The sequence below is a fragment of the Orrella dioscoreae genome (genome assembly GCF_900089455.2).
In the GTDB taxonomy this organism is placed as follows: domain Bacteria; phylum Pseudomonadota; class Gammaproteobacteria; order Burkholderiales; family Burkholderiaceae_B; genus Orrella; species Orrella dioscoreae.
In genome coordinates, this window is the sequence record NZ_LT907988.1 from 1,902,370 (window position 1) to 1,915,676 (window position 13,307).

Consider the following 13,307-nt stretch of genomic DNA (forward strand, 5'->3'; position numbering starts at 1 on the left):
CGCCCCGGTGTCCGCGGGCGTCGCGTGCTTGCTTGACCATTTTGTTTAAATTTAAAGCGAGTAGGGCCGGGCTTTCTCCGGACTCAGCCAGCCCTGGTGACAGGCCTGGCTCTTTTTTTGTCGCCGGGCCCCCAAGGCAAAAAGGCGGCGCCTGTACCGGGGGCTGCGGTTCGGACCTCAAAATAAGTTGACAGCGTCAACATGCGGGCATATTGTCGAGTTGACATTGTCAACAAAGGAACCTTGATGCCCTCTGTTTTGATCACGGGAGGCCACAAAGGCCTCGGCTTGCACGCAACGACGGCCATTGCCCGGCGCGGGGGAGTCGACATCGTTCTGGGCGGGCGGAGCAACGCCGAGGTGAGCGCGGTAGCGCAGGAGCTTGGCGCAACGTACGGGGTCACCGTTAGGGCCCTGGCTTTGGATGTGTGTTCACTGGCGTCCGTGGCCGCGGCTGCAAAGGCTGTACAAGAGCTTGTGCGCGATGGTGCCATCGCCCCCTTGCAAGCCCTGCTGCTCAATGCGGGCGCGCAGTTCATGGGGCCTATCCAATACAGCCCGGAAGGCTATGAAAAGACGTTCGCGACCAATTGCCTGGGGCACTTCATGCTGGTCAATCGCCTGCTTGATGACATCCAGCCAGAGGGTCGAATTGTGTTCACCGCGAGCGGCACGCATGACCCCGCCACGATGGATGGCAAGATGGTGGGCAGGGCCGCCTTGCCGGATGCGATGAGGCTGGCCAATGAGGGCAAAGCAGGCAAGCCGCTGTCGCCCGGTCAGCGTTACTCCACCTCCAAGCTCTGCACGATCATGTACGCCTACGAGTTGGATCGCCGCTTGCGCGCCCGGGGTTCCTCCATCCTGTCCATCGCGTTCGATCCGGGGCTGATCGTCGAAACCAACCTTGCACGCACGGCACCGCCATTGATGCAGTGGGCGGCGCGTACCGGTTTTGCAAAATGGCTTGTCAAGCGGATGGGCGTCACCATGGGCAGCTTGACCTTCTCCGGGGAGGTATTGGCAAGGCTCGCCATCGATCCCGAGTTCGCCGACGCCTCGGCCAAGTACATTCAATCATGCAATGGCCAATGGGTTGAACAGCGCTCGTCGGCGATGTCCTACGACAGTACACTTGCGCGCAAACTCTGGACCGATTCAGAGGCACTGGTGGGTTTGCCATCCACGGTACAGGAGACTTGATTGAATACACGAGAGAGGCTGCTCACCGAAGCCGCGCGCCTGCTGGATGCAGGCGGCGAGTCCGTCGTGACGTTGCGGGCCGTTGCCCAGGCGGTGGGCGTTTCGCACAACGCACCCTATCGGCATTTCGTGGACCGCAATGACCTGCTCGCAGGGGTCGTCGAGCGTGACCTCACGCTGTTGGCCGCTGGCGTCGAGGCGGCGCGCAGCGGCGATGGCTCGGCTTCAGAGCGCCTGCGCCGCGGCTTGGCTACGTTTGTTGATTACGGCTGCCGCTACCCATCTCGCTATCGCCTGATGTTCAGCAAACCTGAGATTGTCCTGGCCGAGAGCGCGCTCGAAGCGGCCGGGACGGCCGCGTTCGAGGCAGTCATCGGCCTTGTGCAGGATGGCCAGAAGGCAGGGGTGCTGCCGGCCACGCCGACACGCGCGCTGGCCAATTTGATCTACGCGACGATTCACGGCCTCATCGATCTTGAAATCGCCGGTTGCGTGACCGAACAGGATGGGCTTCCAGGCAGTGCGCAAGGCATATCGTTGCTCCTGAATCTCATGCGGCAAAGCGCAAAAAAGGGCCAAGGGCAATTGGAAGGCAGTTAGTGCGGTGTCACGGCTGAAATCGCGAATACTTGCGCTCCGATGGGTGTGTCGTGCCGTGCGCTGCTACCTGGGACCGATGGAAATGCGGCTGGCCGAATACCGTTACGGTGTTTGGCCTGAACGCACACGGGGCAGCCCTGGCGGCTGCCCCGTGTCGTCCTTGCGCTGGCCGCGTGTTCAGACCGGCGTGATGACCTTGCCGTCGGCGAAGAAGCTGGCCAGGTTGTCGAACAGCATGCCTGCCATGGCTTCGCGCGTCTCCAGCGTGGCGCTGCCCACGTGCGGCAGCAGCACCACGCTGTCCATCTTTTTCAGCGCATCGGGCACCTTGGGTTCATGCTCGAACACGTCCAGGCCTGCGCCGCCCAGCTTGCCGGACGACAGCGCCTCGACCATCGCAGCCTCGTCGATGACCGAGCCGCGCGCGATGTTGACGATAATGCCCTGGGGACCCAGCGCGTCGAGCACGGGTGCGTTGATCAGGTGGCGCGTGCTGGGGCCGCCCACCGTGGCGATGACCAGGTAGTCGGCCCAGGCGGCCAGCGATTCCAGCGAGGCCTCGTAGCCATAGTCGGTGTCGTTGCGCTGGCGGCGGCTGTGATAGCGCACGTCCATGTCGAAGCCGGTGCCGCGGCGGGCAATCGCCTCGCCGATGCGGCCCAGGCCGACGATGCCCAGCTTCTTGCCGCTGACGCGCACGCCCAGCGGGAAGGCGCCGTGCACCTGGCCCCAGGAACCCTCACGCACATAGCGGTCGCCCTGGGCGATGCGGCGGGACACGCCCAGCATCAGGCCCCAGGCCAGGTCCGCGACGCAATCGGTCAGGACGTCCGGTGTGTTGCTGACCAGCACCTTGCGGGCGTGGGCAGCCTCGACGTCGATGCTGTCATAGCCCACGCCCCAGCTGCAGATGGCTTCCAGCTTGGGCAGGGCGTTGATGACGTCGGCCGGGCAGCCGAAGCTGGCCGTGGTGACGACGACGCGCACGTCCTGGGCTTCACGCGCGATGAAGGCTGCCTTGTCTTCCTGCTTCCACAGTTCGAGGGGCGTGTAGCTGGCCTGCAGCCGTTCCTGGGCGGAGGGGGAGCCGGCCAGCGGGCCGATCTGGAGAACGCGCGGTTTGGTCGTCATTGGACTCTCATGCTGGGGGTGGAAGGGAAGGACAACTTGCTGACAAGCAAGCCGCTCACTTTAACCCTTAACTTCACCCCTGGTGTCATGCGGTGCCGAGGATGTCTTCGGCGCATGAGGGAAAGGCCAATGAAAAAAGGGGCTGGAAGCCCCTTTTTCACTTCATGCTGCCCGGAGGCAGCCACACCAGTCTTTCGACCTGATGTGCCAGCTCAGGCCATTGCCTTGACGGCGGCAGCCAGGCGGCTCTTGTGGCGAGCGGCCTTGTTCTTGTGGATGATGTTCTTGTCGGCCACGCGGTCGATGACGCTCGTGGCCTTCTGCAGCGTTTCGGCGGCGGACGACTTGTCGCCGGCGACGATGGCGCTGCGCACACGCTTGATGGCCGTGCGCAGCATCGAGCGCAGGCTGGAGTTGTGCTGGTTGCGCACAACCGATTGACGTGCGCGCTTGCGGGCTTGGGCGGTATTGGCCATGTGTGTCTTGGAGTCTGTCTGGTGTCTGTTGGCGCTATGCCCTGTGGGTCGAGTCGGGGCTGGAGGCTGGTATGTTCAACCAGCGGGAAGTCGCGACGGGATCTCTGCGTCGTGGACCTTCCGGGGACATTGATGTCCGTGCGGCGACCTCGACGGGCCTAGCAAAGCATTAAATTATAGCAACTCCAGCTGTGAGAGCAAGCCCTTTGCAGGGAAGGGCGTCGTAAAAATGCCTGGCACGGTATTTTTCCTGGGTAAATCGGATCAGGGCGCTTCGCCGGGAGGCGGGGCATCGGCCGTTTCCGTGCGTGGCCGGCGGCGGAAATCGGCGGGCCGGATGCCCAGCGCCATGAGCACCCCGAAATACAGCACGGCCGCGCCGCCGGTGACGCCGCCCAGGTAGAGGATCCGCAGCAGCGGGGTGGCCTGCAGGGCGATCCAGTCTATCCTCTGGTCGGCCGCGTACAGCGCGGCGGCCATGGCAAACAGCGCGGGCAGCAGCCGCAGCGCGAAGCCGCCCCAGCCCGGGCGCGGGGTGTAGATGCCGCGCGTGAGCAGGCCGCGCAGCAGCACGCCGGCATTCAGGCAGGCGCCCAGGCCGATGGCCAGCGCCAGGCCTGCGTGTTGCAGCGCGGGCACCAGCACCAGGTTGAGCAATTGGGTGAAGATCAGCACGGCGATGGCGATGCGCACGGGCGTGCGGATGTCCTGGCGGGCATAGAAGCCCGGCGCCAGGATCTTCACCGCCAGCATGCCGACGAGCCCCACCGAATACGCCATGACGGCCGCGCGCGTCTGCATGACGTCGGCCGCCTCGAAGCGGCCATAGTGGAACAGCGTGGCCACCAGGCCGTCGGCGAGCAGGGCCAGGCCCATGGCCGCCGGCAGGCCGAGCAGCAGCACCAGCCGCAGGCCCCAGTCGAGCAGGGCGCTGTAGTCTTGCGTGGCCCCCTTGGCGTGGGCCTGCGACAGGCTGGGCAGCAGCACCGTGCCCAGCGCCACGCCCAGCAGCGCGGTGGGGAATTCCATCAGGCGGTCCGCGAAGGACAGCCAGGAGACGCTGCCGGGCGCCAGCCAGGTGGCGATGTTGGTGTTGATGAGCAGGGAGATCTGTGCCACCGAGACGCCCAGCGTGGCGGGGGCCATCTGCTTCACGATGCGCTGCACGGTGGGGTCGCGCCAGGCTTCGCGCAGCTTGAGCGAGGGTCGCGGTGCAAGGCCCAGGCGCTTGAGTGCAATCCATTGGACGGCCAACTGCGCCACGCCGCCCGCCAGCACGCCGACGGCGAGGGCATGGACCGGCTGCGCCATGCGGGGCGCCAGCCAGATGGCGCTGGCGATCATCGCCACATTGAGCAGCACCGGCGTGAACGCCGGCACGGCGAACTTGCGCCAGGTGTTCAGCACGCCCGATGCAAAGGCGACCAGCGACATGCAGACGATGTAGGGGAACATCGTGCGGGTCATCCAGACCGCGGCGTCGAAGTCCTGCGCGCGCGAGGCGTCGCGCAGGCCGGTTGCCATGATGCTGACCACCCACGGCGCGGCCAGCATGCCGATGACGGTAATGGTCATCAGCACGAAGGTCAGCACGCGCGCGACCCGGTCCAGCAGCACGCGCACGGCGGCTTCGTCGTGTTCGGCCCGGGCCGATCCCAGGATGGGAACGAAGGCCTGGGCGAAGGCGCCTTCGGCAAAGAGGCGGCGCAACAGGTTGGGGATGCGGAAGGCGACCCAGAAGGCGTCGGTCAGCGGCCCCGCGCCAAAGGCGCGGGCGATGATGACGTCACGGACCAGGCCGGTGATGCGCGACAGCAGGGTAAAGCTGCTGACGGTGGCCGCCGAGCGGAGCAGACTCATTGCACGGACTTCTAGGGCTGACTCGAAGGCGCAATGTTACTTCGGCGGCATGCGGATGGCGCCATCCAGGCGGATGGTTTCACCGTTGATCATGTCGTTCTCGACGATGTGGCGCACCAGCTTGGCGTAGTCTTCCGGGCGGCCCAGGCGGGACGGGAAGGGAATGCTGGCGGCCAGCGAGTCCTGCACTTCCTGCGGCATGCCGAAGATCATGGGGGTGCCGAAGATGCCCGGGGCGATGGTCACGCAGCGGATGCCGTTGCGGGCCAGATCGCGGGCGATGGGCAGCGTCATGCCGACCACGCCGGCCTTGGAGGCGGCATAGGCTGCCTGGCCGATCTGGCCGTCATAGGCCGCGACCGAGGCGGTGTTGATGATGACGCCGCGTTCGCCGGTGGGCTCGGGCGTATTGCCGGCCATGGCGGTGGCGGCCAGGCGCAGCATGTTGAAGGTGCCGATGAGGTTGATGCCCACCGTGCGCTGGAAGAGTTCCAGCGGGTGGGCGCCGTCCTTGCCGACGGTCTTGGCGGCGGGGGCGACGCCCGCGCAGTTGACCAGGCCGAACAGCGGGCCCAGGGCGGTGGCGGCTGCCACCACGGCCTGGGCATCCGTTTCTTTCGTCACGTCGCAATGCACGTATCGTTGGCCGAGTTCGGCGGCCAGCGCCTCGCCAGCCGCGTCCTGCAGGTCGGCCAGCACGACGCGCGCGCCCTGTTCGACCAGCATGCGCACGGTGCCCGCGCCCAGGCCAGAGGCCGCGCCGGTCACGATGAAAACCTTGTTGGTGATGTCCATGTCTGTTTCCTGGCTGGCGTGGCGCGCACGCGCGGCAGGGGATGGACCCCGATGGACAGGCGCCTGGCCGATCCTGCGCCGCGCGGCGCGTGACGCCTCTTGCCCTGGCGGGCGGGAGGGGGGATTGCCGGCGGCGCACCGGGGCGCGCCGCCAGGCGTGGGCACGATGGGAACTTAGTCTTTCAGGGCGGCGAACAGGCGCGACTTGATTTCCTCGACGCTGCCGACACCGGAGATCTTGCGGTAGCGCGGCGCGGCGGCGGGGTCCTTGGCGGCCCAGCTGGCGTAATAGTCCACCAGGGGACGCGTCTGGTCGCGGTAGACCGACAGGCGGTGGCGCACGGTTTCCTCGCGGTCGTCGTCACGTTGCACCAGCGCTTCGCCGGTCACGTCGTCCTTGCCTTCGACCTTGGGCGGGTTGAAGCGCGTGTGGTACGAACGGCCGCTGGCCGGATGCACGCGGCGCCCGCTCATGCGTTCGATGATGTCGCTCTCGGGCACTTCGATCTCGACCACGAAGTCCAGGCCGATGTTCGCATCCTTCAGCGCATCTGCCTGGGGGATGGTGCGGGGGAAGCCGTCGAACAGATAACCGGGCTGGCAGTCGGGCTGGTTCAGGCGATCACGCACCAGGCCGATGATGAGGTCATCCGACACGAGGCCGCCAGCATCCATGATTTTCTTGGCTTCGAGGCCCAGCGGCGTGCCTGCCTTGACGGCGGCGCGCAGCATGTCGCCCGTGGAAATCTGGGGAATGCCGTATTGCTGAGTGACAAAGGCCGCCTGGGTGCCTTTGCCGGCGCCGGGCGGCCCGAGCAGGATGAGACGCATGAGTGCTCCAGTAAGAACGCTGTTTTTGTGAAATCGGGGCGATTATGCAGGATTTACGCCGCTAAGTTTCGCCATTCTGGTTATAAAAGGCCGGAGCCCGTGGGGCGAAAATGGCGGCGAGCCTTTCTTATACCTTATTTGCGAAGACGGCACGCACGCGCGCCAGGTCTTCGGGCGTATCCACGCCCGCCGCAGGCGGCGTCGGCGTCTTGTGTACGACGATGGTATGACCGTGCTCCAGCGCACGCAGCTGCTCCAGCGACTCGAAACGCTCCAGCTCGCCTTGCGGCAGGGAAGGGTAGCGGCGCAGGAAGCCGACGCGATAAGCATACAGGCCGATGTGGTGCCAGGCGGGCAGTCCGGGGGCCAGCCTTTGCGCGCCGTCAGACAACGCGTCGCGGGCCCAGGGGATGGGCGCGCGCGAGAAATACAGGGCCCGGCCGTCTGCGCCGCACACCACCTTGACGATGCTGGGCGTGAAAAGCGCCTGCGCATCGGCCAGCGGGCAGGCGCAGGTGGCGATGGCCGCGTCGGGCCGCTGGGCCAGCAGGTCCGCGACGGCGTCGATCAGCGCAGGCTCGATGAGGGGTTCGTCGCCTTGGACATTGACGATGATCTGCGCATCGTCCAGGCCCAGTTGCTCGGCGGCCTCGGCAAGACGGTCGGTGCCGGTGGGGTGGTCCGCGCGGGTGAGCAGGGCCTCATGGCCGTGCGCCCGGACCGCTTGCGCGATGCGCGGCGTGTCGGTGGCGACCAGCACCCGGCTGGCGCCGCAGGCCTGGGCCCTTTCAGCCACGCGCACCACCATCGGCTTGCCGCCGATGTCGGCCAGGGGCTTGTCGGGCAGCCGGGTGGAGGCCGCACGGGCAGGGATCAGCGCAATGAAGCCCACGGTTCAGGCAGGCTGGGCGGGCGGGCGCTCGGCCTGGGGCTCCAGGCGGCGGGCTTCGCTTTCCAGGAGGATCGGCACGCCGTCACGCACGGGATAGGCGAGGCGATCGCCGCGGCACACGAGTTCCGAGTGCGCGCGGTCGTAGTGGAGGCGGCCCTTGCAGGCGGGGCAGACAAGCAGGTCGAGCAGACGGGATTCCATCCAGGAATTCTAGTCGACTTTCCCGGGCGGGGGGGGGGGCTGGGTGTGCCGCTGCCGTCGCTGGGCGGCGGCGGCGCGCAGGCGGACGTCGAGCCAGTCGAAGAGGGCCGGGCGCGAGAACGCGGTGTCGGCGTGCACGGTCCAGAGCCGCTCGTCGCCCAGGCCCGCGCACTTGACCGCGTCCTTGGCGGTGATCAGCACGCCTTCGGCTTGAAGGCTATCGAAAGGCGAGCCGTGATAGGCGTAGTGATCCGGCAGGGGCAGGGTCTGCACCAGGTTCAGGCCTGCGTGGCGCAGCATCGAGAAAAACCGCTCGGGCTGGCCGATGCCGGCGGCGGCGGCCAGCGGCGTGGCGCCATAGCGCGCCATGAAGTCGGCCGCAGACAGGGATTCGCCCGAGACGAGGTTGACGTAGCGCGAGGGCGTCAGGCGCATGTCGCTGCGGTAGGGCACGCCCAGGGCCGCGCCTGCCGCGCTGTCGGACGTGGCGTGCATGCTGCGATTGGTGACGATGGCGTCCACGGTGTCCAGGCGTGCGGGCGGTTCGCGCAGCGGGCCGGCCGGCAGCAGCAGGCCGTTGCCCACGCCGCGCTCGTCGTCCACGGCGATTTCCACGTCGCGCCCCAGCGGCAGGTGTTGCAGGCCGTCGTCGCAGACGATCACGTCGACGTCGGGCCAGCGGGCCAGCAGGGCCTTGCCGGCCAGCGGGCGTTGCGGGTGCACGGCGACCGGCACCTGGGTTTCCTGGGCGATGAGGGCGGGTTCGTCGCCGAAGTCGTCGGCCGAGAGCGTGCCGCGACCGCTGCGCGGGGCGGGGCCGATCTTCACGCCATAGCCCCGGCTGATAACGCCGGGGCGCCAGCCGCGCTCGCGCAACGCGCGCACCACGGCGATGGTGACGGGGGTCTTGCCCGTGCCGCCGACATAGACGTTGCCCACCACGACGACCGGCACCGGGGCCCGCCAGGTCTTGCGCCAGCCTTGCGCGTGCGCCCGGCGGCGCAGCCGGATGGCCAGCCCCGTCAGGCAGGACAGCGGGCGCAGCAGGGTGGACAGCCAGCCGCCGGTCTGCCATTGGCGCTGGAGCAGCGTTGCGCCGCGGCCCATGGTCATGGTGCGCGCTGCGCGGCGAAGTTCACGCGCGCGATCCCGGCTTCACGGGCGGCTTCCATCACGTCGACGACCGACTGGTGGCTGGCCTGCCCGTCGGCATTGATGACGAGGACGGCATCGGCCTGGCCCGCGGCGGCGCGCGCCAGTGCCTGGGCGATGGCGGCTGCGCCGCTGGCTTCCAGCAGCTCGCCGTTCAGGGCATAGCGGCCATCGCGGCTGATGGCGATGTCCAGGGCCTGGGGGGGCGAGGCAGCGTCGGCCTGGGCGCGGGGCAGGGCGACTTCCAGCGCGCTCTGGCGCATGAACGAGGTGGTGGCCGCCAGGAAGATCAGGACCACCAGCAGGACGTCGATGAGCGGGATCAGGTTGATCTCGAGTTCTTCGTGGCCGGCGCGCGGACCGCCAAAATTCACGACACGCCCTCGTCGCGGGCCAGCACCCGCGCCAGGCGGGCGGCGGCCGTCTCCATGTCGCGCAGGAAATCCTCGACGCGGGCACGCAGGTGGCGGTGGAAGATCATGGCCGGGATGGCGATCAGGATGCCGAAACCGGTGTTGTACAGCGCGACGGAGATGCCGCGCGCCAGCTGGGCGGGGTCGCCGCCGTCGGGGGTGTAGGCGCCGAAGATCTCGATCATGCCCACGACCGTGCCGAACAGGCCCAGCAGCGGCGCCACCACGGCGATCGTTCCCAGGCCGGACAGGTAGCGGCCCAGCTTGTGGGCCTCGGCGCGGCCGGCATCCTCGACCGCCAGGCGCTGTTCGGCGCGCGGCAGGTGGCGGTTGCGCACGACCTCGGCCAGCACCCGGCCCAGCGGGGAGTTGGTGGCCAGGCGCGACAGGGCTTCCGGCGTGTCCTGGCGGCGGCGCAGCATGTCCAGCACCTGTTCGGTCAGGCCGCGCGGCAGCACGCGGGCGCGCCGCAGGGCCAGCAGGCGTTCGATGATGAGCGCCAGGCCCAGTACCGAGGCGAACAGCAGGGGGATGACGGGCCAGCCGGCATCGTGGAGGATGGAAAGCAAGACGGTAGCTCCTGGGCGATCCGGCGGCATGCCGGTCAGGCGACAGGTTGGCAATGATAGTGCATCGGCGCGGGGCGGCAAGCCCCTGTTACGGGAGGTTGCCCCCGGCGTTTGATCCACGCCGAAACTATCCACAGATTCTGTGGATAATTCTGTGTGCAAGTCGGCCGGAGTACGCGTGGATAGGGCTTGCGCGCCGGTACGCGCTCAGGGCACGCACTGCCCGTTTTTCCATGTTTTCTTATAAATCAATGGCTTGCATGGTTTCTTTGAAGGCATCTGGCAGGGTTGGGCCAAATCGGTGGCTGTTGTATCATCCGTTCCCCGCTCCGCCGGCCTGTGGACAGCTCCCTCTGCGCTCAGCCTTATGACAACACGACTTTCGGTCACAAATGACGATTTGGCGCGGTCTGTCCTGACGGTTGCCCAGTTGAACCAAGCGGTGGGGCAGTTGCTGGATCGCAGCATTCCGGCAGTCTGGGTGTCGGGCGAAATTTCCAATTTCACCCAGGCGGCATCAGGCCACTGGTATTTCACCCTGAAGGACCCCCAGGCCGCCGTCCGCGCGGTCATGTTCCGCGGACGCGCCCAGGCGGTCTCCTTTTCCCCCCGGGCGGGCGACAAGGTCGAGATCCGGGCCAGGGTGTCGCTTTACGAACCTCGCGGCGACTACCAGCTGCAGGTGGACGCCATGCGGCCGGCGGGCCAGGGCGGTCTCTACGAGGCCTTTCTGCGGCTGAAGGAGAAGCTGGCTGCCCAGGGGCTCTTCGACCCCGAGCGCAAGCGCGAGCCCGTGGCCTTGCCGCGCGCCATCGGCGTCGTGACCTCGCTGCAGGCGGCCGCCTTGCGCGATGTCCTGTCGGCGCTGGCCCGCCGCGCCCCGCATATCCCGGTGGTGATCTATCCGGCGCCCGTGCAGGGCGCCGACGCGGCCGCCAGGTTGGCGGCCGCGGTGCGCGCGGCGACCGCGCGCGCCGAGGTCGACACGCTGCTGCTGGTGCGAGGCGGCGGCAGCATCGAGGATCTCTGGAGCTTCAACGACGAAGCGCTGGCCTACGCCATCCTGGACAGCGCCATCCCCGTCATCAGCGGGGTGGGGCACGAAACCGATTTCACCATTGCCGATTTCGTCGCCGATCTGCGCGCGCCCACGCCCACCGCGGCGGCCGAGCTGGCCGCCACGCCGCGCGGCGAGTGGCTGGCACGGGTCGCGCAGGCCAATCGCGCCCTGGCCCGCACGCAGCAGCGCCGCCTGGAGCGCGCGGCGCAGCGCCTGGACCGGGCCGCCGCGCAACTGACGTCGCCCGGCCAGCGCCTGTCGCATCAGCGGGATCGGCTGGATGCCCTGCGCCATCGCCTGGGCGTGGCAGCGCGCCGGCCGCTGGCCCGCCGCGAAGCGCGCCTGGAGGTATTGCATACCCGGCTGGCGCACCGTCGCCCGGACGTGCGGCGCGCGGCGGAACGCCTGGCGCGGGTGCAGGCAGCCCTGGCCCAGGCCGGCAGGCGGCTCACGCCGGCCCGCCAGGCCGCCCTGCAGGCCTTGTCGGGGCAGTTGCGGGCCCTGGATCCCCAGCAGACGCTGGCGCGCGGCTACGCGATCGCAAGAGACACGGATGGGCGGATCGTGCGCGATGCCGGGACGCTCGCGCGCGGCGCGCGGCTATCGCTGCGTTTCGCTCGGGGCGAGGCGCAGGTCGACGTGCGGGACGTCACACCGGAAGACGGCGCGGCGTGAACAGGCGCGGCGCGCAGCGGTGTGCGCCGAGAGACAGGCGGGGGCTTGCAGGCCGCTCAGCGGCCGGCTGCCGGCAGCCCCTGCAGCCGGGCGCCGGCCTGGATGCCGCGCTGGCTGAACCAGCCCTGCTCCATTTCCAGCGCGTAGCGCACGGGTTCGGCCGAGCAGTGCGGCGTCTCGGTATGGGGCGCCATGTCGGCCAGGTTCACCACGCGGCCCGCGTCGTCGAGGAAGGCGATGGTGAGCGGCAGGGGCGTGTTGCGCATCCAGAAGCAGCGCGTGTCGCTGTCCTGGAAGATGAACAGCATGCCGTGGTTGGGCGCCAGCGATTCCCGTCGCATCAGGCCGCGTGTGCGGCTGGCGTCGGTGTCGGCGATTTCTGCGTGGATGCGGTGCATGCCGGCCGTGAGCTCGCGCAAGGGGAGCGCGCCGGAGGCGGCGAAGACCGAGGCGGGAAGCAGCGCGGCACAGGCGAGCAGCGCGTGCAGGCGCCGGTCCGAGCGGAAAAAGGTTCGGATGCGTGTCATGCGGTGTTTATACACCGCGGCGGTCCGGTTTTGGGCCGGACCGCCGGACCGGGCCGCGAGGGCTGGCGGGTCAGGCTGCCGTGATGTTCAGCGCCTGTTTGCCCTTGGGCCCCTGGATGATCTCGAAGGCGACTTTCTGTCCTTCCTTCAGGGTCTTGAATCCATTCATCTGGATGGACGAGAAATGCGCGAAAAGGTCTTCGCTGCCATCGTCGGGAGTAATGAATCCGAATCCCTTGGCATCGTTGAACCACTTTACGATGCCGGTCGATTTGGGTGTATCCCCTTGGCTGGCGGTTGCGGTCGTTTCAGACATGCGGACTGCCTCACATATTGTTCATCATGGGTTTTTGCCACCGGGTCCCGCCGGCAAGCATCTGCTTCCAGGGGGCCCCCGCGTTGCGGAACCTCCGGAAGCAACTGATGATGCGCACGTTTGACAGGTGCGTCAAGTATGGTTATTACGCATGCGAACGTCGCATTTTCAGGCAGGAAACCGGGGGCGAGCGGCGGAGATATCCCGTGGCCGCAAGCCGGTTTTTACGCTTGGATGCGCACAAGCACGCGCGCTTTTCCTAAAATGCCGGAATCATGAGTACACGCTACGACCCTCAGCACGACACTGTCGTGGAGCCCGAACTTGCGCCGCCCGCACCCCCGCCCATGTATCAGGTGGTGCTGCTCAATGACGACTACACCCCCATGGAGTTCGTCGTGAAGGTGCTCCAGAAGTTCTTCGGCAAGAATATCGAACAGGCCACGCGCGTCATGCTGCAAGTGCATCATGAAGGGCGTGGCATCTGCGGTGTCTACCCCCGCGACATCGCCTCCACCCGGATTGCCCTGGTCGGCCAATACGCCCAGGCGCGCCAGCATCCCCTGCAGTGCATCATGGAGCCGGTGGACGACTAGATCCTTCCCA

The 13,307-nt window shown here is 67.6% G+C and carries 16 protein-coding genes; 4 read left to right on the forward strand and 12 right to left on the reverse strand.

Annotation, left to right across the window (positions count from 1 at the left end; genetic code table 11):
• Positions 1-246 precede the first annotated feature (246 nt).
• Both ODI_RS08875 and ODI_RS08880 read left to right on the forward strand, forming a co-directional pair.
• On the forward strand, positions 247-1,203 hold the full coding sequence (locus ODI_RS08875) for an SDR family NAD(P)-dependent oxidoreductase (RefSeq protein ID WP_067753384.1): 957 nt from the start codon (positions 247-249) through the stop codon (positions 1,201-1,203).
• Positions 1,204-1,803, forward strand: a complete 600-nt coding sequence (locus tag ODI_RS08880) for a TetR/AcrR family transcriptional regulator (RefSeq protein ID WP_067753387.1) — start codon at positions 1,204-1,206, stop codon at positions 1,801-1,803.
• 177 nt (positions 1,804-1,980) lie between these two features.
• On the opposite strand, the gene ODI_RS08885 is transcribed toward ODI_RS08880, so the two are convergent.
• From ODI_RS08885 to ODI_RS08930, 10 genes are all read right to left on the reverse strand, one after another.
• Positions 1,981-2,934 carry a 2-hydroxyacid dehydrogenase gene (locus tag ODI_RS08885; protein ID WP_067753389.1) on the reverse strand — a complete coding sequence of 318 codons (954 nt, stop codon included), beginning with the start codon at positions 2,932-2,934 and terminating at the stop codon, positions 1,981-1,983.
• 212 nt (positions 2,935-3,146) lie between these two features.
• Positions 3,147-3,410: a 30S ribosomal protein S20 gene (gene rpsT / locus ODI_RS08890; RefSeq protein ID WP_067753392.1), complete on the reverse strand. Its 264-nt coding sequence runs from the start codon at positions 3,408-3,410 to the stop codon at positions 3,147-3,149.
• Between the two features lie 264 nt (positions 3,411-3,674).
• A complete protein-coding gene (murJ, locus tag ODI_RS08895) occupies positions 3,675-5,270 on the reverse strand; it encodes a murein biosynthesis integral membrane protein MurJ (RefSeq protein WP_067753395.1) in 1,596 nt (531 codons plus the stop codon).
• Between the two features lie 36 nt (positions 5,271-5,306).
• On the reverse strand, positions 5,307-6,065 hold the full coding sequence (locus ODI_RS08900; protein WP_067753398.1) for a 3-hydroxyacyl-CoA dehydrogenase: 759 nt from the start codon (positions 6,063-6,065) through the stop codon (positions 5,307-5,309).
• A gap of 174 nt (positions 6,066-6,239) precedes the next feature.
• On the reverse strand, positions 6,240-6,896 hold the full coding sequence (gene adk, locus ODI_RS08905) for an adenylate kinase (RefSeq protein WP_067753401.1): 657 nt from the start codon (positions 6,894-6,896) through the stop codon (positions 6,240-6,242).
• A 127-nt stretch (positions 6,897-7,023) separates the two neighbouring features.
• Positions 7,024-7,788 carry a 3-deoxy-manno-octulosonate cytidylyltransferase gene (gene kdsB, locus ODI_RS08910; RefSeq protein WP_067753404.1) on the reverse strand — a complete coding sequence of 255 codons (765 nt, stop codon included), beginning with the start codon at positions 7,786-7,788 and terminating at the stop codon, positions 7,024-7,026.
• 3 nt (positions 7,789-7,791) lie between these two features.
• Positions 7,792-7,989 carry a Trm112 family protein gene (locus ODI_RS08915; RefSeq protein ID WP_067753407.1) on the reverse strand — a complete coding sequence of 66 codons (198 nt, stop codon included), beginning with the start codon at positions 7,987-7,989 and terminating at the stop codon, positions 7,792-7,794.
• A gap of 9 nt (positions 7,990-7,998) precedes the next feature.
• Positions 7,999-9,102, reverse strand: a complete 1,104-nt coding sequence (lpxK, locus tag ODI_RS08920) for a tetraacyldisaccharide 4'-kinase (RefSeq protein WP_098020879.1) — start codon at positions 9,100-9,102, stop codon at positions 7,999-8,001.
• Positions 9,099-9,515, reverse strand: a complete 417-nt coding sequence (locus ODI_RS08925) for an ExbD/TolR family protein (protein WP_067752818.1) — start codon at positions 9,513-9,515, stop codon at positions 9,099-9,101. The genes lpxK and ODI_RS08925 overlap by 4 nt, the downstream gene beginning before the upstream one ends.
• Positions 9,512-10,153, reverse strand: a complete 642-nt coding sequence (locus ODI_RS08930) for a MotA/TolQ/ExbB proton channel family protein (RefSeq protein ID WP_408635941.1) — start codon at positions 10,151-10,153, stop codon at positions 9,512-9,514. The genes ODI_RS08925 and ODI_RS08930 overlap by 4 nt, the downstream gene beginning before the upstream one ends.
• A gap of 337 nt (positions 10,154-10,490) precedes the next feature.
• On the opposite strand from ODI_RS08930, the gene xseA reads away from it, so the two are divergent.
• A complete protein-coding gene (gene xseA / locus ODI_RS08935; RefSeq protein ID WP_067752824.1) occupies positions 10,491-11,858 on the forward strand; it encodes an exodeoxyribonuclease VII large subunit in 1,368 nt (455 codons plus the stop codon).
• Positions 11,859-11,914: 56 nt separating this feature from the next.
• Here xseA and ODI_RS08940 read toward each other — a convergent pair whose 3' ends face one another.
• Complete coding sequence (locus tag ODI_RS08940; protein WP_067752827.1) at positions 11,915-12,385, reverse strand: DUF192 domain-containing protein; 471 nt, start codon at positions 12,383-12,385, stop codon at positions 11,915-11,917.
• A gap of 70 nt (positions 12,386-12,455) precedes the next feature.
• Positions 12,456-12,701 carry a cold-shock protein gene (locus tag ODI_RS08945; protein WP_067752830.1) on the reverse strand — a complete coding sequence of 82 codons (246 nt, stop codon included), beginning with the start codon at positions 12,699-12,701 and terminating at the stop codon, positions 12,456-12,458.
• Positions 12,702-12,976: 275 nt separating this feature from the next.
• On the opposite strand from ODI_RS08945, the gene clpS reads away from it, so the two are divergent.
• A complete protein-coding gene (gene clpS, locus ODI_RS08950; protein ID WP_067752833.1) occupies positions 12,977-13,297 on the forward strand; it encodes an ATP-dependent Clp protease adapter ClpS in 321 nt (106 codons plus the stop codon).
• Positions 13,298-13,307: the final 10 nt, after the last annotated feature.

What these genes read in the sequence shown, in the direction of transcription:
- murJ (WP_067753395.1), bottom strand. Translation starts at nt 5,270, where the DNA reads ATGAGTCTGCTCCGCTCGGCGGCCACCGTCAGCAGCTTTACCCTGCTG.
- xseA (WP_067752824.1), top strand. Translation starts at nt 10,491, where the DNA reads ATGACAACACGACTTTCGGTCACAAATGACGATTTGGCGCGGTCTGTC.
- ODI_RS08915 (WP_067753407.1), bottom strand. Translation starts at nt 7,989, where the DNA reads ATGGAATCCCGTCTGCTCGACCTGCTTGTCTGCCCCGCCTGCAAGGGC.
- ODI_RS08940 (WP_067752827.1), bottom strand. Translation starts at nt 12,385, where the DNA reads ATGACACGCATCCGAACCTTTTTCCGCTCGGACCGGCGCCTGCACGCG.
- clpS (WP_067752833.1), top strand. Translation starts at nt 12,977, where the DNA reads ATGAGTACACGCTACGACCCTCAGCACGACACTGTCGTGGAGCCCGAA.
- ODI_RS08900 (WP_067753398.1), bottom strand. Translation starts at nt 6,065, where the DNA reads ATGGACATCACCAACAAGGTTTTCATCGTGACCGGCGCGGCCTCTGGC.
- lpxK (WP_098020879.1), bottom strand. Translation starts at nt 9,102, where the DNA reads ATGACCATGGGCCGCGGCGCAACGCTGCTCCAGCGCCAATGGCAGACC.
- rpsT (WP_067753392.1), bottom strand. Translation starts at nt 3,410, where the DNA reads ATGGCCAATACCGCCCAAGCCCGCAAGCGCGCACGTCAATCGGTTGTG.
- ODI_RS08945 (WP_067752830.1), bottom strand. Translation starts at nt 12,701, where the DNA reads ATGTCTGAAACGACCGCAACCGCCAGCCAAGGGGATACACCCAAATCG.
- ODI_RS08930 (WP_408635941.1), bottom strand. Translation starts at nt 10,153, where the DNA reads ATGCCGCCGGATCGCCCAGGAGCTACCGTCTTGCTTTCCATCCTCCAC.
- ODI_RS08875 (WP_067753384.1), top strand. Translation starts at nt 247, where the DNA reads ATGCCCTCTGTTTTGATCACGGGAGGCCACAAAGGCCTCGGCTTGCAC.
- ODI_RS08885 (WP_067753389.1), bottom strand. Translation starts at nt 2,934, where the DNA reads ATGACGACCAAACCGCGCGTTCTCCAGATCGGCCCGCTGGCCGGCTCC.
- adk (WP_067753401.1), bottom strand. Translation starts at nt 6,896, where the DNA reads ATGCGTCTCATCCTGCTCGGGCCGCCCGGCGCCGGCAAAGGCACCCAG.